Origin of the sequence: Shewanella sp. SM21, from assembly GCF_025654335.1 — a bacterium.
Classification (GTDB): Bacteria; Pseudomonadota; Gammaproteobacteria; order Enterobacterales; family Shewanellaceae; genus Shewanella; species Shewanella oncorhynchi.
In genome coordinates, this window is record NZ_JAKKRL010000007.1 from 218,613 (window position 1) to 243,571 (window position 24,959).

Sequence of the window (24,959 nt, forward strand, 5' to 3'; positions counted from 1 at the left end):
CTAACCTAAGTTCATTATAGCTTCACGACTCTTCACCATATTAGTGAATGTGCGTAAATCTTGATTCGCTAACTTGCTCGACATAGGAATATCGGCTTTCAACGGATCAACAGGTTTACCATTGATATGGAATTCATAATGCAAATGTGGACCAGTCGAACGACCTGTATTACCAGATAAAGCAATCACTTGACCGCGAGTTACACGTTGACCTTTACGCACTAACGCCTTAGACAAATGTAGGTAACGGGTACGGTACTTACCACCATGTTCAATCACAATATACTTACCGGCAAACTGATGGTCCGTCACTAAACTGACAATTCCATCACCAGGTGCAATAACTTTAGTCCCGATTGGCACGGAAAAATCTGTTCCATTATGGGGAGAAATACGCCCTGTGATTGGGTGTTTGCGATGGCTGTTAAAACGTGAACTCATACGCGGTTGCTTAGCTAACGGATAACGTTGGAATGCCCGAACTAAACTCTGGCCTTTAGCATCATAATAACTACCATCAGAATATTGATATGCACTAATTTCAGAACGACCACTTTTAATACTGACGCCTAAAATTTGGCTACTTCCCGTCGGTTCACCTTCAACATATTGATCATTTACCAAAACTGAGAATTTGTCACCAGCTCGTAAATCACGGGCAAAATTCAATTTTTCTTTGAGTAAATCTTCAATTCGCTGAATATCTGCAGCGGCTAAGCCCATTTTTTGGGCTGAAACGTAGAAAGAACCTTTAATATCGCCAGTCAAAATTCGATTTTGCCAAACACCTTCAACGTTCACTTCTTCAACATTAAAACTACCGTCTTCATAACGCGTAAAAACCACTTGGCGGGCAGCGTTAAAATAAAGTTCTAATTTTTGTAACTGACCTTCACTATCAAGCCAAAATTGCATTCTGTTACCAGGTAACAAGGTATCAAGTGCCAAAATGTTTAAATCAGCTTCTAAAACCTTATACATAGTCTGCTGATCAACACCCGCCTTGGAAAATAACCCACTTAAGGTATCACCGGAAACGATAATTCGCTCAAACTGGGGAGCATTATTAATGAGTGCAGCTTGATCTAGGACTTCAGGTTCAGAAACTTGAGGGAGAATATTTTCAATATCGAGAACAACAGGGATACGCTGAGCAGTTGGCGTAACATGGTTATTATTCGGCATCAACATCGCAGCACCCATCAACAAACTACCCATTAATAGAATGTTCTTTTGGGTCGATGATAAGTTCTGCAAACGGGTTTGCGATAAGTTGATAAAGTTGGGTTTGCCTGTTTGCAACGCTTTTCACCTTTCGTTAACTTTGCGTTCTATTTTTGACCAGTCCCTTTGAGGGAAGCCCGAATTTTTTCCAACTTATATCAAAAAAACGATTATGACAAACGCTATTTCACTCTTTTGTTGCACCATTAATGAAAAACATGCGCTAGTTGGCATTTCCAACTCACTTTGTGTGTATTATCCGAATGTTAAACACGCAGGAGATACAATAAATAACACTTATAAAACAATTTGTTATTTATCGTACTCTGTGAGAATGAGCAACTAAGGCAAAACTATCGTCATTTCGCTCCCATGTGAGGTTTTATTGATGTCGATGCGGGTATTTATCTGCTCTTTCATTTCCGACACGTGCGAGATCACCCCTATCATGCGGCCAGAGGATTGCAAATCCATCAGGGTCCGAATGGCCAGTTCTAAAGAATCTTGATCTAAACTGCCAAAGCCTTCATCGATAAATAAAGTATCGAGTTTAATACCACCTGCATAGGCTTGCACTACATCAGATAGGCCTAGCGCCATAGATAATGCTGCCATAAAACTTTCACCACCGCTTAAGGTGGCCACAGGACGCACTTTGGAGGTATAAGCATCTTCTACTTCCAATTCGAGCCCAGAAGCTTTGTTACCCTTTGCCCTATCTTCCTTACGTAGTAAACGATAACGCCCTTTGCTCATTAGGTGTAGCCTGTGGCTTGCCTCTAACAACACATCGTCAAGCAGTACGCTTAACACAAACCGTTGCAGACTGATCTTATTACCTGTATTTCCATTAGCGACATCTGCAAGGGTGCCAATAACCGCATATTCATCTTCCAAAACCTTAGCTTTTGCATCGGCAATACTCAGCTGGGTTTGGGTTTGCATCAGTAATACTGTGCGAGTGTGAAGCAACTGCCATGCCTGCTCGGCAGCGTGTAATGCTTGCTGCGCGAACTCAAGCTCAGCAGCCAGCTTAATGCTATCGGGTAGTACTTTATCCTTAAGCTTAAGCGCTAACTGCTCGCACTGTGCCTTGGTCAAAGCACTGCGCTGCTGGTAAGCCTCAATTTCGCTGGCTAATGCACGCTGTTGTTCTTCATCCAGCATGGACTCAAATAAGGCCTGTTGATCGGCAAAACCTGCTGCGACTAATTGCTGATTGAGTTGCTGCTGTGCACGCGTTTGCTGGGCTAATGCCGCCTCAGCAGCATTTTCAGCACCATTAAGTGCCGCTTTAGCCGCAACAAAAGATTGGCCAGTCTGTTGTTGGAGATCCCTAACACTAGCAATCTGTTGCTTAATTTGGCTGATACTTTGCTGATTTTGCGCGATTGCTGCGGTTAAGGCCTCAAGCGTTGCAAGTGCAGATGGAACACTTTGCTGCATTTGCGCTAACTGCCCCTGCAATATATCCACTTTAGATTGCAGTGCGCTGTCGTGTGTTTGTCCTTGCTCTAACTTTTGTTGTAGATGCGTTTCCTGTGCGTGCAACAATGCAATCTCTTGCTGTAACAGCTGTAACTGCTGATGGGCTTGCTCCGCTTGAGTGAGTGAGAAAGCGTATTGCGACAAGGTATGTGTATGTTCGTCTAAAGAAATATCAACCGCAGTGCCCAATTGGACCGCGAGATCTTGTACTTGCTGTTGCAAGGTTTCTAACTGCGTTTGTAGCCCACGATATTCCGCTCTGGCTTTGCTCAGGATTTCTTGAGCATTCGTTTCAGCCTCTAGTGCTAATTGCAGCGCTTCATCACTTGGGAGCGGCTCTTGGCTTTGTGCTGGCTGTGGATGTGTTTGGCTGCCACAAACGGGGCAAGGTTCATCTTGCTGTAATTGCCGCGCTAAAATAGCGGCCTGCCCTTGGTGCCAAGTCAACAATAAGGCTTTATATGCAACCTGTGCTTGCTGATGCTGAGCACTGAGTTGTCGCCCTTTGACTTTAGCCTCAACAAGTTTTGCCTGTGTCGACGATACCCTTGCCGCCACTTGTTGCCATTGCTGATAGGTAGACAATAACTGCTGTTGCTGCTGATGCGCTTGTTGCAATGAGAGGCGAGTTTCGCTGTTGGCCTGTAGTTGCGGCAGAGCGGATTCCAATTCACGGCGTTTTTGGACTGCGGTGGTTAACTCATGTTTGCTGTTCTGAAGTTGTGTTTTCGCGCTAATGAGCTGCGTTTGCTCTTGTTCAAGGGTTTTATTAAGCCTATCCAATTCCCTGAGCTGCGGCCCTAAGGCATTCAGTTGCTGTTTAACCTGTTCCTGTTCGAGTAACGACGCTTCCAACACGGGCAAATCAGCGGTCTTAAGCTCTGCGTTATCGAAGGCTTTTTTAGCATTGATTAATGCTGTTTTCGCATGTTCAAGGGCAAAACTTGCCGCCTTGGCTTCCTGCTCACGGGCCACAAACACCTCAATCATGGGTACCAAGTGCTGCGCCTGTTTGGCCAAATTCAGTTTATAGGTTTGCGCAGCCATGTTTTCTTGCTGCGCATCAAGCACTACTACCGTTTGAGTTAAGGCATCAAACTGCACAAATTCGGCCAATAAATGCTGGGCGGCATCGCTGGTTTTTATCACCCATTGTTGCTGCTGTAATGCCTGTTCTTTCGCACTTTGGGCTGTTTCAAGTTCTGGCATAAGCTTAGCTAATTCACAGCTAAGCTCGTCATCGGATGCTAAACCCGCACTTTGTAAAATGCCATCACGGCGACTGCGTTGATCTTTCACTAAGGCGCGGATATCTGCAGCCTTACTTTTTAAGGAATCTTCAATACGTCGGTATATATGCGTTTGAAATAGCTGACTAAATATCAGTTCTCTGGCTTTAGAGTCTGCCATTAACAATTCGCGAAATTTTCCCTGCGGCAACACCATCACTTGGCGAAACTGCTCCACATCAAGGCCAGTTAAGGCTTCAATCTCAGCGGTTGCCTCAGAGACTTTGCTCGCTACAAGCAAACTTTCATTACCCTCAGCGTCTATCTTATATAACTGAGCTTCGGGCTTCTGCACCGTTGAGCCGTCACCGCTTTTTTTAACCCTGTCTTGCTCTGGCACACGGCGAATACGATAACTGCTATTACCCAACTGAAAACTAAAAGTGACTTCTGTTAGCAGACTATCATCGGCCATATCGCAGCGCATCTGGCTGCCTTCACGCTCATTACCTGTGGTTTTGCCATAGAGGGCAAAGCAAATACCATCGAGCAAGGTCGTCTTACCCGCACCTGTGGGTCCATTAATCAAAAATAATGGATTAGTCCCTAAGGCCGTAAAATCAAGTTGTTGAGTCGATGCAAAGGGGCCAAAGGCTGACATGGAAAGGCTAAGTGGTCTCATGCTTGGCGCTCCTCATTGTGTAGCTTAGTCAGGAGTTCATCCATCACAGCTTGCTGTGCTTGTGTTAATGACTCGCCGGACACTTGAGAGAAAAAGTCACGGAACATGTCCATCTCGCCTTTTTTGATATGATCTCGGCTCAAGGTGACTTGTTGCTGCCCCGCCATCAGACCAGTCCGCTCTAAATGCAGCACATTAGGGTAAACAGCTCTCAATTTTCCCATAGCATCTAAAATGGCATGTTTATCAAGGAGTCTGACCATAAGGTAGTCCTCACGCTTGATATCCGTTTTACCTTGGGCGAGTAATGTGGCTAACTCCCCTTCTAAGATACGGACATCGCGTATCGACGTTAATGGCAATAAACTAATTTTAATCGGCGTTTGCGCACTAAGTTCGACTAAGGTCACCGACTTATGTTGACGTTGTTCGCTAAAGGAATACTTCAAAATCGATCCTGAGTAGCGCACATGCTCTGCACCTTTGTATTGCGGTCCGTGCAAATGCCCAAGGGCGACATAATCAAACTCAGTAAATAGCGTTGGCGATATTTTATCGGCGCCACCAATGCTCAGTGGTCGCTCAGATTCTGACTCACTGCCACCATCCAAAAAACAATGGCTTATCACCACTTTCGGCAAACCTTGGCTATCGTGCTGGCGTACTTGTTCAAGCAATAGCGTCATTGCGGCCTCATGGCTTGCCGCCTCACACTCAAAAACTTGGCGCACTGTGGCAGGTTCGACATAGGGCAAGGGATAAAACACCACATCACCACTTGAACTCGATAAAGTAATGGGATGAATGTCAGCACTCAAAGGCCCAATAATATGTAACCCACTTGCCGCCATTTGTTTTGCTGCAAAACCTAAGCGCTCGTGACCATCGTGATTACCTGCAATCATAATGACTTGCAGGCCTAAATTATGTACTAAGCGGTTAAGCACATCATCTAACAGCGCAACCGCATTCGCAGGCGGAATCGATCTGTCATAAATATCCCCCGCCACAATCACGGCATCCACCTTGTGTTCATCCGCTAGAGCAATAATTTGCTCGAGCACAAATGCTTGATCATCCAGTAGTGATTGATTGTGTAATTGACGACCTATGTGCCAGTCCGAGGTGTGGATAAATTTCATAATCGCTCTTTTTAAGAAGTGGTGGCGCTAAACCCGAGCGCACATGCCGCCCGTCGATACAAAATAAGTCTGGCAAGATAGACACTGCACTTATATCAATCGGATTAAATATGTACACAATATTTAAAATACACGCCAAAACAATAAGAAGCTTAAAAAGTGTATTAAAAATGACAGGTAATACTATTCAAAAAACTTGAAAGAGTACACCTAACTCAAAGTAGGATGAGACGTTTTAAGTCGTCATTTGGCGGATCTTTTGGGTGATATCCACCTCGGCTTAACTTTTGAGCCAAGATGGACGCCACTAAGATACACTCATGCGCAGCTTAAAGAGCGTCTATTGATGAGTGAGTTTTATAAAATGCTTAATATCAAATAGTTTACGAAAATAAATTATATTGGCTCGCCAAAAGTTTAAAACTCATAGCAAGGGACATAGTCACCACCAATGGCTTGATAATCTTTGTACCTTTAGTGACAACGAGACGAGAACCCAAGGTTGCGCCAATCGCTTGCCCTGCCAGCATGACTAATCCTAATAACCAAATCACTTTTCCGCCCAAGGCAAAGAAGATCAGCGAAGCAATGTTAGTGGAGAAATTAAGTAGTTTTGCGTGGGCAGTTGCCTTCGCCAAACCAAACCCCGCAAGCGATACAAAGGCCAGCGCAAAAAAGCTCCCAGTACCAGGGCCAAAAAAGCCATCGTACAATCCCACGCCCAATGCCGCAGTAAAAGCAAATGCGGTAGGTGTCAGCACTTGATGTTTATCATCTTCTGAAATCTTTTTCGAAAATAAAAAGTAACAACCAATAGCCAAAATCAAAAAAGGTAACATCAACTCCAGCACTTCAGTATCGACGAGTTGAACTAGAATCGTACCCAATGCCGCACCGATAAATGCACAAATCAAGGCTAACTTAACAGATTTAAGATCAACCAGCCCTTTACGGACAAAGTACAAACTCGCAAAAAAACTGCCGCCACAGGCCTGCAGCTTATTTGTCCCTAAGGCAACCGCAGGCGGCAAGCCTGCCCACATAAGTGCAGGAATGGTCAGCAAGCCTCCGCCACCAGCGATTGAGTCAATAAAACCAGCCACCATAGCGACGGCAAAAAGTATCGCTGCGATTTGTAGAGTCAGTTCAAATTCCATGATGATTTATTATTCTTCTGATAAAAAAGAGAGTGATTGCCGAACATTAGACTGCGTTTGCCAAATAAACGCAAAGGAGTTATTGTCGCCACAGCGTGAGATAAACTCACACAAAATCCCGAGTCCTGTTCTGATTTTCCAGCAGTAGGAAATAAAATGTTTGCCGAACTACCACCCCTCAATTCTCTCCGTGCCTTCGAAGCCGCAGCACGTTTACAGAGCATGACATTAGCCAGCAAGGAGTTGCATGTCACCCATGGCGCAGTCAGCAAACAAATCAGAGTATTAGAGGATTATTTAGGTTTTGCACTCTTTGTACGCTTACATAAAAAAGTTGGTTTAACCGATGAAGCCAAACGCTATTTACCCCATGTTCAAGCCGCTCTGCAAACATTATCTAGTGCTACCAGTGACTTGCGCCGTCAGCCCACTAAACCGCAAACCTTAGCTATTAATGTGCTGCCAAGCTTAACCATCAATTGGCTCATTCCAAGAATGGAGCAGTTTAAATCCCGCCATCCACACTTGTATGTCGACTTATCCATTGGCGACTTTGCCGTGGATTTTAGCCAAGGTCGTTATGATATTGCGATCCGTAGTAGCACAGTCATCCCTAAGGGCGCGAATTATATCAAGCTGATGGATGAGGATTTATGCTTAGTTTGCGCGCCTTCGTTAGCGCCTAAACTGCAAAATATCGAGGACATTAATCACGTCACGTTACTGAAACACACCACAAGACCCGAACTTTGGGAGTATTGGGCGGAAAAGGTGGGTTTAACACTCACCCAAGCACAAACCTTTGGTGTCGAGCATTTTTATATGTTGAGTCAAGCGGCTGCGAGTGGCATGGGCGCAGCACTTATTCCGCGATTCTTCATCGAAGAACAACTGGCAAACGGCAGCTTAGTCATCCCCTTCGACGCCCCCTTCACCAGTCCCTATCGATATTATTTACTCACCCCAAAATCCCCAAGCCTGCCGTTAAAAGCTCAAGCTTTTATCGACTGGTTATTAGAGATTTTTGCGCCCTATCGTCATTAATCTGCATTAAACGTATCTCAGTTCAAGCGAGGCACAATAACGCTATAAATGCCAAACGAGGCTATTGAGATCACTAACTGAGCGCAGAAAAACACCAATAAAAAACCACCCAAAAGGTGGTTTATTAGATTCAGGCTTAAAGCGCATCAGAATTAGTGATTGCAATGCTCACCGTGAACATGGTCATGGTCATCATCGTCCATAAACTCATCGTCACCGTCTTGATGTTGCATTACGCCCCAACCGTCGGTCATGCCGCCGAATTCGGCAGCAAAATCATTTAGCATGACTTCTTGTTCAACCAATGTATCGTACTCAGGCACCATATTGAGACAAACAATGATTTCCCACTTACCAAGCTCATCATTCAGATTCAGCTCAAGCTCGCCTTCCAAGTCAGAATTTGTTAATTCTTCTAACGCAGTTTCAGCATCGCGTTGGTCATCAAAAACCAAAAAGAAATCAACATCTAACTCTTTAGTTAAATCGATTCCCGCTTCAGCCATTGCGGCCAGCATTTTACCATTGTCATCATCTGGAAATTGCATTTCTTGCTCCACTGTTTCAGGCTTATTCTGCCGCAATGATTTGAACTGATTCACCATTAAAGCTGACGATGTCGCCCGCGATAATTTTTTTACGTTTACGAGTTTCAACTTCACCATTCACAGTGACTTGACCTTCGTCGATAAAATGTTTGGCTTCACCACCCGCATTGCTCATGCCTTGCACTTTTAATACTTTGTACAATTCAATGAAATCTTCGCCAGAATGCAAAGCCAATTGATTAATTTGCGCCACTTAATACACGCCTTCTAAAAATAAACCTGCGGCATTATACCAGCACAGTACAAAATTCGCTGAAGATAATTTGGCTAGAGACGTCTTTCATCGGCGAGTAGGCCAAAGGCTGATTCATCGAGCCAGTTTTCACCTATTTTGAATTGCTGCCTGAGTAAACCTTCAAGCCGAAAGCCACACTTTTCGAGTACTCGTGCCGATGCGTGATTATCTTTAGCACAATGCCCAACAAATTTATGTACATTGAAACTTAAACAGGCCCAATCAATGACCGCCATTAAGCTCTCAGTCGCATAACCTTTACCGTGGCCCTCGGCCGCCAGTAAATAACCCACTTCGGCACGCTGTTCCTCGAAACTTTGACAATAGAGGCCCGTTAAACCGATAAACTGCCCAGTATCAACGGTCTCAATCACTAAGGTCAGCCAATCGCCAGAACCGTAGAACCAAGTATCAGAACGCTGCTGAAACTTACTGCGGATCACCTCTTGCGACTCTGGAACGCGTACAAAACGATTAATCTCAGGATCGTTATGCAGTGCATAAAAATGTTCCCAATCACTATCTTGTAAGCTCCTGAGTTTCAATCTATCAGTGTAGAGTTCCAGCATAGTGACTCCGTGATGAGCATATAAAACAAAACGGCAGCAAACGCTGCCGTATCAAACAAGCTGTATTAGATAAGCGGTAAAACTTACGCGCGGCTGGTCACTTCAAGTAAATGAAAGCCAAATTGCGTTTTCACGGGGCCTTGTACTTCGTTTAATGGTGCACTAAAAACCACTTCATCAAACTCTCTGACCATCATGCCAGGACCAAATGACCCCAATTCGCCGCCTTGGGCACCTGATGGGCAAGAAGAGTGCGCGCGAGCAATTTGAGCAAAATCTGCGCCTTCCATTATTTGCTGTTTCAGCGCTTGACACTGCTCTTCACTGCTAACTAACAAATGTCTTGCTGTTGCCTGGACCATAGTAAAACTCCTGTAAGGATCATGAGACATTTGCCCCAAATATCATTGAGTTCCCACTAAAACATTCGTTTTAACAGGTTTTGAATCAACAGTATAAAAACTTTCTGTTGAATAAAAAAGTCTTAAAATGCCGTCACTGACAACAAAGTCAAGTAACGGCACCTTACACGGCTAAGCTTGTTTCGACGCAATCCAACGATCGATCTTGTTTTCCATGACCGCCATGGGTAATGAACCTGAGGTGAGGATTTGATCGTGGAATGCTTTTAAATCAAATTTATCACCCAAGGCTTTTTCTGCGCGGGCACGCAGTGCCAAAATCTTCAACTGACCGACCTTGTAAGACAAAGCTTGACCAGGGATCGCCATATAGCGCTCCACTTCAGCGACTATGTCACTCTCAGCCATAGGCGAGTTGTCTTTCATGTACTGAATCGCCTGTTCACGACTCCAACCTTTAGAATGAAGGCCAGTATCAACCACTAAGCGCATTGCACGCAGCATTTCATCGGAAAGCTTACCAAAATACTGGTAAGGATCGGTAAATAGCCCCATCTCAATACCTAAGTATTCAGCATAAAGTGCCCAACCTTCCTCGAAAGCGGTATAACCGCTAAAACGCTGGAACTCAGGCACACCGGTTAGCTCTTGTTTGATCGCGATTTGGAAGTGATGCCCAGGAGCAGCTTCGTGCAAAGATAAGGTCGTCATCCCCCACTTAGGCTGTGCTTTGAGGTTATAAGTGTTGATATAAAACACCCCTGGACGGCTACCATCCACCGCAGGCGCTTCATAAGAGGCACCCGCTGCCGATTGTTCTCTAAAACTTTCAACCGGCTTAACCACATAATCAGCCTTTGGCATCACATTAAAGTAGTTAGGTAAGACATGATTGATTTTATCTTTTAATACCATATAACCATCAATCAAGTCTTGGCGATCGCTATAGAAATACTGCGGCTCTGAAGATAAAGACGCAAAAAACGCCTTCAAATCACCCTTAAAACCGACCTGCTCACGCACCTTATCCATCTCAGATAAAATTCGCGCCACTTCACTTAAACCAATTTGATGAATTTCATCTACAGACATAGTGGTGGTCGTATGTGAGTTCGCCAGATGCTGATACCAAGCTTTACCGTTAGGCAAACCTGACCAACCATCAGTCGCCCGCGATTTAGGTAAATAGGTTTGCTTAAAGTAATCGCGTAAGTTCGTTAACGCTGGCACGATACGCTCGGCTATCATGGCTTGATAACGGGTGGTCAATTCCGCTTTATCTTGCTCTGAAAAACTCTCGGGGAAATGCTGGATTGGCGAGTAAAAAATGCTCTGAGTCGCATCCGTCGTTAACATAGCATCTAACTGAGGAATAATGCGCTCTACCAACACTCGAGGTAGTACCACTTTACTTTCAATGCCTTGATTCATACGATTTTCAGCAAGTGCGACCCACTTGATGAAACCATCGACTCTCTGTTCCCAATTACGATAATCTTGGACAGTCTTAAAAGGTTGTGCACTTTCGCCACTTCCCAGCTGCACCATAGTAATGACAGTGCTATAGAACTGGCTTATCGGCATAAAGCGTGAAGGGAAAGTTTCGTCCACTAACGCCATATCACGGTCATAGACGAACAGGTCATAACTCAACTGTAAATCCGCAGGCAGTTGCTTTGGATCTATCGCACGCACCTGAGCTAAATAGTGAGTATTAAGATCATGGCGAGCCTTGAGGTAATCCTCAGTTAAATCCCCACCGAAATCGGCGTTATAGTCATTAACGCCGACAAAAGTGGCGTAGATGGGCTCAAGCTTTAGGTAATCTTTAAAATAAGCATCCACAAGCGCTAAGTAACGCTGCTCTGCCGTTTGTGTTTCGCCCTGCACTGCTGGCGTATTGGCCGAGCTATTTTCTTGAACTGCAGTGGCTTCAGGCTTAGAACAACCTTGAAGGGTGAAGATTAACGCTATCGAACCTGCCAATAAACCCAATTTCATTTTAATATTTCTCCTTTTTGGCCCGCTATTGCAGAACTGTTTCTATACTTAGTTCAAGGTCTGCTATCGGAGTTAATCTATGATCTACTCGTTCCGCAACTCAGGTTTCAGGGATCCAGAAACTGGAGTCTATAACCAAACCTATTTCATGGAAGTATTCAACCGAGAATGGCATCGTCACATGAGAGACCACCAAAGCTTGGCACTATTGTATCTGTGCCCTCACATTCATGAAACCGTCAAACAACCCCATTTACTGGAATTCTTTACTAAACAAGTGCAAGAAGCGCTATTAAGAGCAACAGATATGATTGCTAGGCTAGATCACAATCACTTTGCGTTGGGTTTGTTCAATATAGATGAGGTGGGGACGGAAGTAGTGTTAAAACGAATAGAACAACAAATATCTGACTTTAATCAAGATTTTGGTAAACATCATAAACTGACAATCGACTATAAACTGGCTGCCTGTATTTGCCTACCTACACAGGAAAGTAAAATAGAGTCACTCTTCAGTAATGTCAGCCAACTTTCACAACAGCTTGAAAAAAATCATGATCAATCACAAGCTTTAATCCGATTACAGTAAATAGGTTTATTGATACCAAAGAAAAAGCCCCTTGCGGGGCTTTCGATTCAAACACTAAACTGCGAAGTAATTACAGCGTGATATTATGCATACGTGCTTTCTCTTTAATATAAGAGATATAGCTATTTGCACTCTTCTGTGTCTTCTTATCATTAGCAGCTAACACTGCACGGTTATAAGCCGACTTATACTGTTTCAAACTTAAATGAGCCAAAGCTAATTCGAAGTTTGCTTCACCAGGATGATCAATACCCATTGATATGGCTTTTTCAAGCACAGGGATCGCAGCTGTATATTGTTCATTCAAGTTTAATAAGCGACCTTGTTTCAAGTAAGTCTTGCCATCATTGGTGATGGCTGCAGCTTTACCGTAATACTCAGCAGCTTGCTTAAACTCTTTCGCATTTTGATAGAAACCCGCCAAAATCTCTAAAGACTTAGCGTCCTCAGCGATCATGCCTGATTTCATATGTTTCTGATAAATTTTAGCAGCTTGATAAGGAGCACCTTTTTGTGCCATTAACTGCGCTAAACGCGTAATGTTGCCCGCGCTATCTAAGAAACCATTTCTATAAGCCAAATCGTAAGTTGCAAGAGACTTGTCATAGTCTTCAACCATCAAATAAAACTGTGCTAATTGAACCCACAATCTGCCATCATCCGGGAATAAAGGCACCATGACTTCTAACACGCCAACAGCTTTCTTGTACTTCTTCTGATTGAAGTAAGCTGTCAGTTTCATTTGATACAGACCTTTGTCGGGAGCTTCAGCTAATGAAAGACCTTTGTCGGCCACTTCAATCACTTTATCCCACTGCTTAAGTTCTGAATGCGCAATACCAATACGGCGATACATTTGAGAATCGGATTTACAAGTAAATTCCATCCACTTGTAATAATAAGGAATCGCTTCCTTAAACTTTTTCTCTTGTAATAGCAAATCAGCATAAAGGCGCATAGTTGCTGCATGATCTGTACCACCTAAAATATCAGCTTCAACAGCTTGTTTTAGGTACTTGATCGCGGTATCCATTTTGCCTTTCTCGGCATAAAAGTTACCCAACATACGTGCAACATAGGCTTTATCGAAGTCGTTCTTGGCATTTGCCTCTAGCAAAATAGCAATAGCTTCATCGACCTGACCATTGGTATAAGCTTCAAATGACTTCTGAACTTTCTTCGCCGCACCTTCGCCCACGGCTTTAGATTGACGTTTGTCGATAGCACACTTTTCTTCTGCGACTGCAGATGAAAGAGTTAATGAACCTCCACAAACAGAAAGCAATAATAGAACTGCGATTTTATTAACATTACGCATTATTGGTTGCCTCCTTTATCTAAGGTGAAGTCTAGTTGTACTGTCATACCAGGTTGTTTCAATGGCTTGCCATCAACAATCTTAGGCTTGTACTTCCACTTCTTCAGTGCACGAATAGCTTCTTTATCAAATAAGCGTTTTGGTTCTGCTTGAATAACTTCAACGTCGTCGATACCACCGAGTTCGTTAATGGTAAAACGAAGTTGTACCCAACCTTCTTTACCATCACGCGCCGCAGCAATTGGATACTGAGGTTCGATACGAACGATAGGTGTAGCATCACCATCGCGAGTCATCATATTGCCTAATTTAAAACCGGTACTTGGACCACCAGCTTCTACACCCCCCATATTGAACGACATTGCTGTGTCAATATTGCTCGAAGATTCTGGCGGCGTTGCCTCAGGCTTCTGTGGCTGTTCTGGCGGTGGCGGCGGCTTAGGCACTACCCTTGGCTTATTCTGTGCTTTTGAATCCTGTCTATCCATAGTGATTTCAATTACAGGGGTCTCGGCCGATGTTTCGCCGCGCTGTGCGCCGCCACCGACCAAGAACGCCATAAAAGCGAACAGACCAAAAGTCACAGCAGCACCAATAATGATCGATACTAGTGCTCTTAGCATATTAATCGTTCCCCGCAGATACCGAAATTTTATCTATACCAGCCGCTTTGACTTGGTCTAGAACTTTAACAACTAAGCCGTGCATTGCGTCTTTATCAGCCTGAATCAATACAGCAGCTTCAGGAGCTTCAGCCAGCATGCGCTCAACGTTTGCCGTTACACGCTCGATATCAACCTGACGGTTTTCCATCATGATCACGCCTGTTTTACTGACGCCGATAAAGATGTTAGCCGAAGGCTTTGAAGTCGCTTGCGAAGCTTTTGGTTTGTTATAATCCAAACCAGAAGGTTTCACAAATGACGTTGTTACAATGAAGAAGATCAACATGATAAACACGATGTCGAGCATCGGTGTCATATCAATTTGCGCTTCCTCGTCTACACTGGAATGCTTTTTACGTGCCATGTTCAATCTCTCTCTAGTGGTGCGGCATGCTGTCTTTTAGCTTTTCTAAACTGATTTTCATTTTTACATCCAGACGAGTACTAAAGAATACTCCCGATAATGCTGCAACCATCCCCGCCATCGTGGGCATAGTCGCCATTGAAATACCAGCCGCCATTAAACGAGCATTACTCGTCCCCTGAACTGCCATCACATCAAACACTGAAATCATACCGGTTACGGTACCTAACAAACCTATCATAGGACAAATAGCTACTAAGGTTTTAATCATCAGCATACGTGCATTCAAATCTTGCTTCGCTTGGGACAGCCAAGCTTCACGGATACGGTGTGCGTACCAAGAGGTTGTTTCCTCTCTAGCATCCCACGCAGATATGATAGCTTTATGTTGCTTTGGTGATATCCAATTAAGATACCAATAACGCTCAAGCATCAATACCCACATGAAGAACAATACAAACGCAACCAACCAAAGGACGTTTCCTCCAGCGGCCATGAAGCCCCTGACGGAATCCCATATGTCCATCAGGTATAGCATCATTAGTTAGCCCTCTTCTCAGCATGTGCTGCGATAATGCCCGCACTTTGCTCTTCCAAAATTTGGGTGATTGATTTGCTACGCGCAACGAGTATTGCATGTAGTAACATCAGTGGCAGAGCCGCAACTAAACCTTGTACTGTAGTAACCAGAGCCATAGAGATACCACCCGCCATCAGTTTAGGATCGCCAGTACCGAACAGTTGGATACTTTGGAAGGTCGCAATCATACCAGTTACTGTACCTAGTAGACCTAACATTGGGCCGATAGCTGCAATGACTTTCAAAATTGAAATTCGAGCTTCTAATGCAGGCGTTTCTTTCAGAATAGCTTCATCCAGTTTCAACTCTAATGTTTCAACATCAACATCTTTGTTTTCATGGTAAACCTTCAAGATACGACCAAGGGCATTGTTACCTGGGTTATCAACATTCTTAGCTTGGCGTTTAACTTTTGCACCGATAGCTGCCAGCACAACGAAACGCTCAACCGCAATTAATAAACCAATAGCAAGTAATATCAGAATAATATAACCAATGGTACCGCCTGACTCGATACGATCTTCCATGCTAGCTTTGTTCGTAAAGATGTTTAACAGTACGCCACGTGCAGGGTCAATATAGAAAGGTGCTGTACCAGAGGCCGTTTCTTCCCATTTAGCAACAGCGCTAACTTGATAGCCTTCAGGTTGTTGAGATAACTGCTGAATTAAACCTAATTCAGGGTTATATACAACGTATTTACCGTCAGCCGTTAAGTTATAAGCACCAATACGATGAATAGTCGTCGTTTTCACGTTACCATCAATTTCGGTAACAGAACCTTCAAATTTAACCACTTTGCCAGATTGCGCCATTTCAAATAGCTGCTCTTGCCAAAATTGTTCTAACTCTTCAATTTTTGGCAATTGCTTACGGGCACCTAAATCAGCGATAAACTTATCGCGATTTGGGAATTGAGCACTGATGTTTGAGCTTGCCAGTTTACCAGCGAAATCACCGGCTTCACCTTTAACTACACCAAACATTTCACCCAAGTCACCTTGAGCCGTTTTTAGATCTTCTTCTAACTGAGCAATTTTACGCTCGTTATCTAAGAACGCTTGGTTTAAATCTTTACCACGTTGCTTTTCAGCAGCTAACGCATTTTTTTCTTTTTGCAGTAAAGCGGCCTTATCGCCACGCTCTGCTTGGAACTCTTGCTCACGCTTGCTGTTGACTTTACCTTCTGCAGCGCGTTCAACTTTAACTTGTTGCAATAATTGGTCAATTGACTTAGGCGCATCAGCAGCGCTCGCCATACCAGCAGTTAAAGAGAAACTTGCAGCCAACACAGCTGTAGTAATTAACTTCTTCATTATTGTGCAGTCTCCGCAGCAGGAATTGGTAACGCGAATAGATCTAGAGCGCCTTGTTTACGGGCAATGCGGATACCTTTGGTCAGTTCACGCAAATAGCTGTCATCTAACTTATCCCAACCCTTAGATTCTGGGTTGTACATCCAGCCAGTCTTTTGATCTAAACTCTGTGCATAAAGAGCAACACGACCTAAGTTAAAGAAGTCAACCAACACTTCTTTGCCATCTAGGTTTAACTTACCTTGGTTAACGGCAACAGCACTACCGTATTCACGCTCAATACTATAAGCATCAAGAATTAGACGGTATTTTTCTGCTAGTGTTACTTCGGCAGTATTAAGAAGTTTTTTCAGTTCATTAACACGATTAGTACGTATTTCAGAATTGAAAGGTAAATCTAATTGAACAAACTGTTCTAATGACTCAACCATTTTAAACATTAATGGCACAACACCTTGGCGAAGTTTATCTACACCATTGATGTCACCCTGCACTGAATCCATTGTCTTTTGTTGATCAGCGACTAAGCTTGCAACGTAATCGTTATATGATTTCAGTGATTCGCGCTCATCTGCGACAGAACCATACTCAAAAAGCATGTCTTGTGCTTGATCGAAATACTTATCAACGTTCTTTTGCGACGCAGCAGCATCAGCATGGATCATACTATCCGCTTTCTGCACGTCGGTAAGAGGATCTGCAACTACTAAGTTGCTGCTCGCTAATGCCAGCACGCCAACAAGTGCAGTAGCGATTTTTGTTCTATTGCTTACCTTGGACATAGTTCCCAACCAATTTGAAGTGAATAAAAAGGTTTAACTTACCAGCAACATAACGACAAGGAATAAATACTTGCCGAAAAAATTTCTGTAAGTTCGTCTTTCTCTTGTGATTCTTAGTTTTTTCTTCCCTTTCCTACGCCCTTACAGGCATAGACCCGCTGGCATCATTTCACAAAATGTTGACCTGTGTCAACATTTCAGACGACTAAAAACTAGTGTAAAGAAGCGCTAATAATGAAATTTTTTACGAAAGGTGTTTTTTTAGGCGGAAATGAATCTTTAGGGTTATTACTTTTTGTTCCAAAAAATAAAAAATTAATTAAAAACATATAAAATCATAACGATAGCTAACGGCCAACTTTGTGTATCCTGTTTATTAAAATTAACATTTTTTAACATAAAGACGACTCAAGTAGATGCTCTTTACTCATATCCTACTCCTCTCAATCAAAATTTACTTAAGGATTAGGAGTGAAACAGTATTAAAGAAATCGAAGACCCAGTTTTTTCGAGAAATGTTAATAGTAGAAGAATTTAGAATGGATAATTTAAAGGAAGCTTTCATTAATTTGACTCATCCGAACTGCGGATAAAAGCGAACAAAACCCAATTGCAATAAAGTCATCACTCCCTAGCTGTGGCCTTACATCAGTCTGAATATAGCAATTTCAAAACCTATTTAACTGAATTTATCTGCCCGAAGCACTTCCTTAATTCACCAGCGATACCGGCATTCTTAAACTGTTCTGAACAACCTTAGCGCCATGAGTCTCTGTTTAACCGCTAATTCAAACCAACTGGCATCGTTTTTAATAACTTAACTAACTTAAACTCAGAATGCTTGGACTTGATGCTGCGTAACCGATTTATGATCAATAAAGTTTTTGATTAACTGAAAAATATTTCTCAGATAGTACATCTAAGGCGACGTAGTTGCCTGAGTTTTAGTGAATTTCATCAAAGGTCCAGTTGCTTATGCCTTCCAGGCTAAAAAGATGAGCATAAAAATCAACTAGAAAAGAAAATACCCATTTATAACCGATGTTAACTAACCCGCTAGCAGACAAAACCAAATTAAATACCGTAAATATAAAAAAGCCCTCTAGACATCCAGAGGGCTTTATACCAACTAAATCTTAAAACTTAAATCTTACACCCGCATAGTAACGACGACCAATTGGATCATAAGTACTCGCAGCAGTTTCTACACCAGTGCTACTATCTGGCAATCCACTGATAATTGGTGGAGGATCTTGGTCGAATAAGTTATTAATACCAACATAAAACTCAGCCATATCAAATGGACGATATGCTACATTTAAGTCATGGTAAGTAACAGAACCAACACCAACAGACTCGGGAGCTAAGTCGTAGCCTGACAGGAATGAATCATCTAGGAATGACTCACCAATATAGGTCGTATTCCAAACAATATTGAAATCACCAATTTCATAGCCTAGTGATAAGTAAAACTTATCTTGTGGAGCATTAATTTCCCCATTAAAATTATCTGGCTCAGCACCTGGCAACGGTATTTCATAACCTGTAATCACATGGGTATATGCTAGACGTGCATTGGTTTGACCGACTAAACCATAATCTTCTAAATCTTTAGCGTAAGTTATGACATAGTCAACACCCGATGTAGCATAACCACCGCTGTTGGTTACAGCAGAGTCAATATACTCTAAAGAACCAGCACTGTTCGGGCCTTCAGGTGCTTGTCGACGGGTAACAAAACTACATAATGCAGCATTACCTCCGTAACATTGATCCAAAATGTACTGACGGTCAGTACTAACTATAGCGTCTTCAATTTCAATGTCGAAATAATCAATATTAAAATCAAAGTCCTCTAATACCGCAATACCATCTGGTGAGTAGGTTACACCATAAGTCCATGACTTACCTTTTTCAGCGTCTAAATCTGGGTTACCACGGTTAAAACCACTAATACCTTGAATATCTGATTGATTTAAAGTGAATGCCCCATTTTGAGCAATGTTTGCCATCACACCAGCATCTGTTCGGCATGCCTCAGCTTGCGCGCCTGTTGTTGTTGCTGTCACCCCCTGACAAGGATCAGTTAAACCAGGTGGGAAAGTTTGGCTTGGTGGTGAATACAGCTCATTTATGTTTGGTGCTCTAGTTGATATCGCACGAATTGCCCTAAAACGAAGCTCATCAATTGGTGCCCAATCAAGAGCAACGTTCCAGCTTTCAGTATTGCCTACGGTAGAATAATCAGAGAAACGTACTGCACCACGTAAATTTAACTGCTTAGCCATAAATGCATCAGCAATCAATGGCACATTCACCTCAGTGAAATATTCCATCACATCAAACTCGCCCTCAGTGCTTGGTATAGCATTACCCGCATTTAAGCCAGCTTGTTGTAACGCATCAAATTCACTACGAGCATATTCCTCACGGTACTCGGCCCCCACTGCAACACCGACGAAACCAGCAGGTAATTCAAAGACATCACCAGAGATATTCATACCTGCAACTGTTTGTGTTGCAAGTGTGTTTAACGAGCTAGGTGCATTCACATAATTAGCGGCTTCAGGTGACACAGTGCCTGCGCCAAATATATTGATCGGCACACAACCTTGAGCGCGAGCAGTAGCATCACGACATACTTTGTTACCATATTCATCAGTAACAGCTTCTAACGCAGATTTAAAATTCAGAACGTTAACTTGCCCAGTGCCAGTTTGTCCTTCTTTACTTTGACCGTATGAGAAATAAGTATCTAAAAACCAGCCGTCAGCTAATTCGCCATCAATACTAGTCATAATACGGAATGTATCACGGTCAGCTCTGCTACCACGGTTAGCTATATCAGACATACGGCGAGTGAAAGAGATATCTCTTAAACCATCACCATTTGTATCTGTAGCTAAGTTATAAAGCTCATCAGGTATCACAGAGTTGCGAACTAAAGTACGCTCATATTCACCGGGATTAGTCGCACTTTCAATAAATTGTTCAAACTCTACAGGAAGCTGTCCACCAGAGCCTTTAAAAATATCTACAGAAGACAGTGCAAAGGGTTCTAACTGGCTCTGTGTTTGAGTTGACGCATAGGTTCCTTCAAGTGTAGCGTTCCATCCATCCGCAAACTCATACTTACCTGTCGCTGCAAAAAGGTAGCGCTCTGTAGGTACCGCAATTGTACGAATAGCGTTGCGGTTGTAGCCGTCAGCTTCACGGGTATCTGTTCCATTGGTTGAGAAACCAGAGATAAAGTTACCGTTCTTATCATAAGTATATGGCTTACCACCTGCAACAAAACGGCCTTGTGGTGCAAAACTTGAATAAAATGGTTGCATCGGCGTAAACATATCTTCAGGCAGACCCGTTACTGCAGCACCTAAAGATATTTGATCTATTGCTGAACGATCACGATCGCGTGAATAAACTGCACCTTGGTTAGTGTAAGCACCATGCACCATGATGTTACCTTTGCCGTTAGCAGATGATGTACCCATAGTAAATTGAATTTGATCATCTTCGCTATCACCTTCGGCGCTTTGACCTTTTTGAACATCAAATTCAATACCTTCAAATTCTTTTTTATAGATGATGTTAACTACGCCAGCCACAGCGTCTGAACCATAAACGGCTGAAGCGCCGCCCGTCATAATCTCAACACGCTCAATGAATTGTGTTGGAATTGTATTTAAGTCAACAGCAGTATCACCTGGTACGCCAGACACAAAGCGACGTCCATTAACCAAGACCAAGGTACGAGCTGTTCCTAGATTACGTAAGTCAACAGTAGCAACTCCAGAACCTGATGTTAAAAAGTTAGAGTTAGTACGGCTGAGTGCTGGGGCACCAAATGCTGGGTTTTTAAGCAGCAATTCTTGAACGTTAGCAACACTCGAAGTGTCAATCTCATCTGCGCCAATAACCTGCACAGGTGAGAAACCTTGCAAGTCTGTTGAACGAATGCGAGATCCTGTTACTTCAATTTTCTCAATTGTTTTTTCCGCAACAACTGCCTCACCTTCTGCTGCAGCAACAGAAAATGTGCTTAGAGCAGCAACAGCTGCACTACCAACTAATGCGTACTTTATTGAATGGCTTAAAAAGCTGTTCTTATACATTGTCAATCTCCCTATATAAGTATGTCTTTATTATAATATTCCCATCGTCATCACACGACAGGTCACACCTAAACGCAACACAACAATCTAAATCAGCCCAATAAAATCACATTTAAAACACTTAATCAACAATTGAAACTGAAATAACACAACGATCGCTGTTTGTGAATAGTTTAAAGCTGATGATTAGCCATAAGCTTTGTCTAGTGTCGAATTGAATAAAAATCATAAATCAATGAAATTTAAGCACTTATTTCATAGTGATGGAGAGTTCCCCATTATCAAATTGAAAAACAACTCAAACATAAATACTTGCAAAAAATTAACACTTAAAATCACTTTTAAGTATAAGTGCTCAAAAAACCTGACATTTTATGGCTAAATTTTGTTCAACAAAATGGGGGGGATCATTACAACATGGGAATAATTTTCAACAAACAACCTCAGTTCTGCTTAAACATGCACTTTTAACCAAAGTGATTTTAATACCGACATTTGACTGGATTTGACTTGTCCTTGATTGCCAATAAGAACAATGACCAAAGATGTCTATGATAGTTTACGTGTGCGGGCAGAACTGACGAGTTCTGAAAATTTGTCGAACAAATACAATAACAAAATTTGAATTACCTTCCATTTGAGAAGCGCTCGTTATTTAAGGTGACCAACTTATTGAAATAAATGACTTAATCTAAATGACCATTACGCTATATACCAGTTAGTTTTCCATTTTCTTCATTCTGATGATAAAAAACCCCAAGTTGCCTCAGGGTTTTTATAATTAAAGCTGGAACAAAATAATGACTCCCGCTAACGAGGATTTAGAACTTCATACTCGCACGAACGAAGAAATAACGACCTAACATTTCATAAGTATATGGATCTGTGTTTGAGTCATTATTACCTGTGTAATAGGGAGGCTCTTTATCAAACAGGTTATTGATACCACCTGATAGACGAATGTTTTGAGTTAAATCATAAGATCCTGATAGATCATGGTATATAACACTCCCAACTGTTGGTGCATAACAACTAGATTCTTTGCCTTTACAAGCAAATGAGTCCATCCCATCAATATAACGAGCTTCGTAAGTAAAGCTCCAGTCATCTGCACTAGCAGTGATGTTCATATTACTCTTGAATTTTGCATAGGCTCCCGTACCGCCGGTAATGTAACCACGATAATCCACAGCAACACCATCAGGATCGAATTCTTCATATTCGGTCAGAATTGATGTATCCCAACCTGCTTTCCAATCCAATCCTAGAGCTGAAAATGCATAAGCAACATTAATGTCATAACCCGCAGTGTTCGTCGCACCGATATTTTGTAGGCCATTGTCAAACTTAATACGACCACTGTTATCAATCTGAATATTAGAAGATTGACACAATACAGTATCAGTATTGATCTTATTACCTGCAGCATCTAAACATTGGTTAGCAATATAATTGTTGTCAACAGAAGTTATAGTGTTTGTTAATTCAATATCGTAGTAATCAACAGTCATAGACAGACCATCTACGAAGCTTGGTGAATAAACTAAACCTATCGTTGTAATGTCGGCTTCTTCTGGAGTTAATAACCCATTACCGCCAACAGTGACTTCTGCTTGGTCTTGTTCTGTTGCAGGATGAACAATTTGTTCGAAGGATGGTGACTTACCACCATATAACTCATCAACAGTTGGAGCACGGAATGCAGTAGACAACCCCCCACGGAACATAAGGTCATCATATACTCGCCAAGTTAAGCCTAGTTTCCATGTAGTGTCATCACCAAACGTGCTGTAATCAAAATAACGCATTGCAGCACTCAGATCGAGTTGTTCCACTAGTGGTAACCCACTTAACAATGGGATAGCCAATTCAGCATAAATTTCATTAACGCTAAAATCACCACCGGTAGGTTCTACCCGAGGATCATTAGCTAACCCCTGTGCTGTTAATGAATCTGGTGTAAACTTTGCTGCTTCTTTACGATTCTCGTATCCAGCAGCAAAGCCCATCATACCCGCTGGTAGCTCAACAATATCACCCGATAAGGTTGCAGCAATAATATCTAACTCACTTCCACCACTATTTACTTCGGTATAAATGAATGGAGTGATGCTCTCACCTTCCCATGAAGACTGTAAAAAAGGATCAAATTCCCCCTTTAAAACTGCTGCATTAATTGAACCTAAATTATGTAGATTTGCCAGAGTATCGACAGAGTCGTTGCGACCTTTATTATAAGAGGCATCCCAACTCCAGCCATTATCAAATTCACCTTCTACGCCTAAAACAATACGAATAGTGTCTACAACTTGACTAAAGTCACGGGTACCGGACTCAACCATGCGACGACCATAAGAGAGTTCCTCTCCAGGCTTAACCCATGGCAGCAGGTCATCGGTCATCCAACCACCAGCTGAAATAGGATTATAAACCCATGCATCGCTGTTCCAAATTGGTTGAGGAGCCATTTGTTGATTTGACCAACGCTTTGAATACATAGCCTCAGTAAAGAAACGAGTTGTATCTGTCAACTCATAGGTTCCAGCAGCCGTGAGATTCAAGCGTTCCATTGGCGTCGATAGATAACTATCTTTCGCATAGTTATATGCATCATTTGCAGTAACATAATCATGGTAAGTACCACCTCTACCACTTAGATCTGCAGTATCGCCCCAAATATGACCACCTTGAGAATAACCACTACCACCGCAAAACAAGCTAATTTTACCACTTGCATCAGGCTTAGTTTCTGTTACAGGGCAATCAGAAAAATCACGGTCAGCTTGGCTTGCCTCGCCACGCTTTGTATACTGTGCGCCTATAACGACATTGCCTTTATCAAAGGTGTTACCCAAAGTCATATCAATCGTAGACTCGTCAGCATCACCTTCTCCAGAAATGCCGGTTTGGGCGTTGACTTCAAAACCTTCAAAGTCTCTTTTCAAAATTACGTTAACCACACCAGCAATAGCATCTGTACCATAAACCGCAGAAGCACCATCTTTAAGTACTTCAACTCTTTGGATCATAGAAACTGGAATCGTATTAAGGTCAACAGTAGAAGCAGCTCCTGTACCAGAAGCAATCATTCGACGACCATTAACCAAAACTAGAGTACGGTTAGTGCCTAATCCTCTGAGGTTTATGCGAGAATTACCACCAGAACCATTATTTATGCCAGCGTTAGTCATAGCACCGCCAGCCGAAGTCATTTTCTGCAAAACATCATCAATCGATATTGCACCAGAGGAAATAATGGCTGAAGCATCAATCACGCTAACAGGACTAGCAGTTTCCATATCTGCGCGTTTAATTCGCGAACCAGTTACAGCTATACGCTCAACTTTTGCTCCATCTTTATCATCTGCAAATGTAAAAGGTACATTTAATACCGTAGCAGTCACACCGCTAATCAGTGCAAAGCGCACAGATTTTGCTATCAAGTTTTTTTTATGCATTGTCAATCTCCCGGGAAAATCATGTTTTTAT

Annotated in this window: 19 protein-coding genes; 2 read left to right on the forward strand and 17 right to left on the reverse strand. The window is 42.5% G+C overall.

Going from position 1 to position 24,959, the window contains the following annotated elements; translation table 11 throughout:
- The 4 genes from L5L94_RS11475 to L5L94_RS11490 form a co-directional block, all read right to left on the reverse strand.
- Entirely contained in the window at nt 1-1,302 is a 1,302-nt protein-coding gene (locus L5L94_RS11475; protein WP_113938827.1) for a peptidoglycan DD-metalloendopeptidase family protein, read from the reverse strand.
- A gap of 264 nt (nt 1,303-1,566) precedes the next feature.
- Complete coding sequence (locus L5L94_RS11480) at nt 1,567-4,623, reverse strand: AAA family ATPase (protein ID WP_263163225.1); 3,057 nt, start codon at nt 4,621-4,623, stop codon at nt 1,567-1,569.
- Nucleotides 4,620-5,765: an exonuclease SbcCD subunit D gene (locus tag L5L94_RS11485; protein ID WP_263163227.1), complete on the reverse strand. Its 1,146-nt coding sequence runs from the start codon at nt 5,763-5,765 to the stop codon at nt 4,620-4,622. Before L5L94_RS11485 ends, L5L94_RS11480 begins: the two co-directional genes overlap by 4 nt.
- A gap of 383 nt (nt 5,766-6,148) precedes the next feature.
- Nucleotides 6,149-6,922 (reverse strand): TSUP family transporter, encoded by a 774-nt coding sequence (locus L5L94_RS11490; protein WP_028760428.1) that lies wholly within the window; start codon nt 6,920-6,922, stop codon nt 6,149-6,151.
- Between the two features lie 156 nt (nt 6,923-7,078).
- Between L5L94_RS11490 and L5L94_RS11495 the strand changes: the two genes are divergently transcribed.
- Complete coding sequence (locus tag L5L94_RS11495; RefSeq protein WP_168823676.1) at nt 7,079-7,966, forward strand: LysR family transcriptional regulator; 888 nt, start codon at nt 7,079-7,081, stop codon at nt 7,964-7,966.
- Nucleotides 7,967-8,118: 152 nt separating this feature from the next.
- Here the strand turns inward: L5L94_RS11495 and L5L94_RS11500 are convergent, their stop codons facing one another.
- The 5 genes from L5L94_RS11500 to L5L94_RS11520 form a co-directional block, all read right to left on the reverse strand.
- Complete coding sequence (locus L5L94_RS11500; RefSeq protein ID WP_105252914.1) at nt 8,119-8,514, reverse strand: ribonuclease E inhibitor RraB; 396 nt, start codon at nt 8,512-8,514, stop codon at nt 8,119-8,121.
- A gap of 22 nt (nt 8,515-8,536) precedes the next feature.
- Nucleotides 8,537-8,767 (reverse strand): RNA-binding S4 domain-containing protein, encoded by a 231-nt coding sequence (locus L5L94_RS11505; RefSeq protein ID WP_028760431.1) that lies wholly within the window; start codon nt 8,765-8,767, stop codon nt 8,537-8,539.
- A gap of 74 nt (nt 8,768-8,841) precedes the next feature.
- Nucleotides 8,842-9,378, reverse strand: coding sequence for a GNAT family N-acetyltransferase (locus L5L94_RS11510; protein WP_028760432.1), 537 nt, complete (start codon nt 9,376-9,378; stop codon nt 8,842-8,844).
- A gap of 83 nt (nt 9,379-9,461) precedes the next feature.
- Entirely contained in the window at nt 9,462-9,740 is a 279-nt protein-coding gene (locus tag L5L94_RS11515; RefSeq protein WP_028760433.1) for a peptidylprolyl isomerase, read from the reverse strand.
- 171 nt (nt 9,741-9,911) lie between these two features.
- Complete coding sequence (locus tag L5L94_RS11520; protein ID WP_263163230.1) at nt 9,912-11,741, reverse strand: DUF885 domain-containing protein; 1,830 nt, start codon at nt 11,739-11,741, stop codon at nt 9,912-9,914.
- A 79-nt stretch (nt 11,742-11,820) separates the two neighbouring features.
- Here L5L94_RS11520 and L5L94_RS11525 point away from each other — a divergent pair, with 79 nt between their 5' ends.
- Nucleotides 11,821-12,330 (forward strand): diguanylate cyclase domain-containing protein, encoded by a 510-nt coding sequence (locus tag L5L94_RS11525; protein WP_028760435.1) that lies wholly within the window; start codon nt 11,821-11,823, stop codon nt 12,328-12,330.
- 70 nt (nt 12,331-12,400) lie between these two features.
- On the opposite strand, the gene L5L94_RS11530 is transcribed toward L5L94_RS11525, so the two are convergent.
- The 8 genes from L5L94_RS11530 to L5L94_RS11565 all read right to left on the reverse strand — a co-directional run bounded on the left by L5L94_RS11530 (nt 12,401) and on the right by L5L94_RS11565 (nt 24,928).
- A complete protein-coding gene (locus tag L5L94_RS11530; RefSeq protein WP_212599897.1) occupies nt 12,401-13,648 on the reverse strand; it encodes a tetratricopeptide repeat protein in 1,248 nt (415 codons plus the stop codon).
- Nucleotides 13,648-14,271 carry an energy transducer TonB gene (locus L5L94_RS11535; RefSeq protein WP_131524316.1) on the reverse strand — a complete coding sequence of 208 codons (624 nt, stop codon included), beginning with the start codon at nt 14,269-14,271 and terminating at the stop codon, nt 13,648-13,650. The genes L5L94_RS11530 and L5L94_RS11535 overlap by 1 nt, the downstream gene beginning before the upstream one ends.
- A 1-nt stretch (nt 14,272) precedes the next feature.
- Nucleotides 14,273-14,677, reverse strand: a complete 405-nt coding sequence (locus L5L94_RS11540) for an ExbD/TolR family protein (protein WP_037428129.1) — start codon at nt 14,675-14,677, stop codon at nt 14,273-14,275.
- A 13-nt stretch (nt 14,678-14,690) separates the two neighbouring features.
- Nucleotides 14,691-15,218 (reverse strand): MotA/TolQ/ExbB proton channel family protein, encoded by a 528-nt coding sequence (locus tag L5L94_RS11545; RefSeq protein WP_113938836.1) that lies wholly within the window; start codon nt 15,216-15,218, stop codon nt 14,691-14,693.
- Nucleotides 15,218-16,573, reverse strand: a complete 1,356-nt coding sequence (locus L5L94_RS11550; protein ID WP_263138191.1) for a MotA/TolQ/ExbB proton channel family protein — start codon at nt 16,571-16,573, stop codon at nt 15,218-15,220. Before L5L94_RS11550 ends, L5L94_RS11545 begins: the two co-directional genes overlap by 1 nt.
- Complete coding sequence (locus L5L94_RS11555; protein WP_113938838.1) at nt 16,573-17,355, reverse strand: DUF3450 domain-containing protein; 783 nt, start codon at nt 17,353-17,355, stop codon at nt 16,573-16,575. Before L5L94_RS11555 ends, L5L94_RS11550 begins: the two co-directional genes overlap by 1 nt.
- Before the next feature lie 1,136 nt (nt 17,356-18,491).
- Nucleotides 18,492-21,470, reverse strand: coding sequence for a TonB-dependent receptor domain-containing protein (locus L5L94_RS11560; protein ID WP_263163233.1), 2,979 nt, complete (start codon nt 21,468-21,470; stop codon nt 18,492-18,494).
- Nucleotides 21,471-22,291: 821 nt separating this feature from the next.
- The gene (locus L5L94_RS11565; protein WP_028760444.1) at nt 22,292-24,928 is read right to left on the reverse strand and encodes a TonB-dependent receptor; all 2,637 of its coding nucleotides are present in this window, start codon (nt 24,926-24,928) and stop codon (nt 22,292-22,294) included.
- Nucleotides 24,929-24,959: the final 31 nt, after the last annotated feature.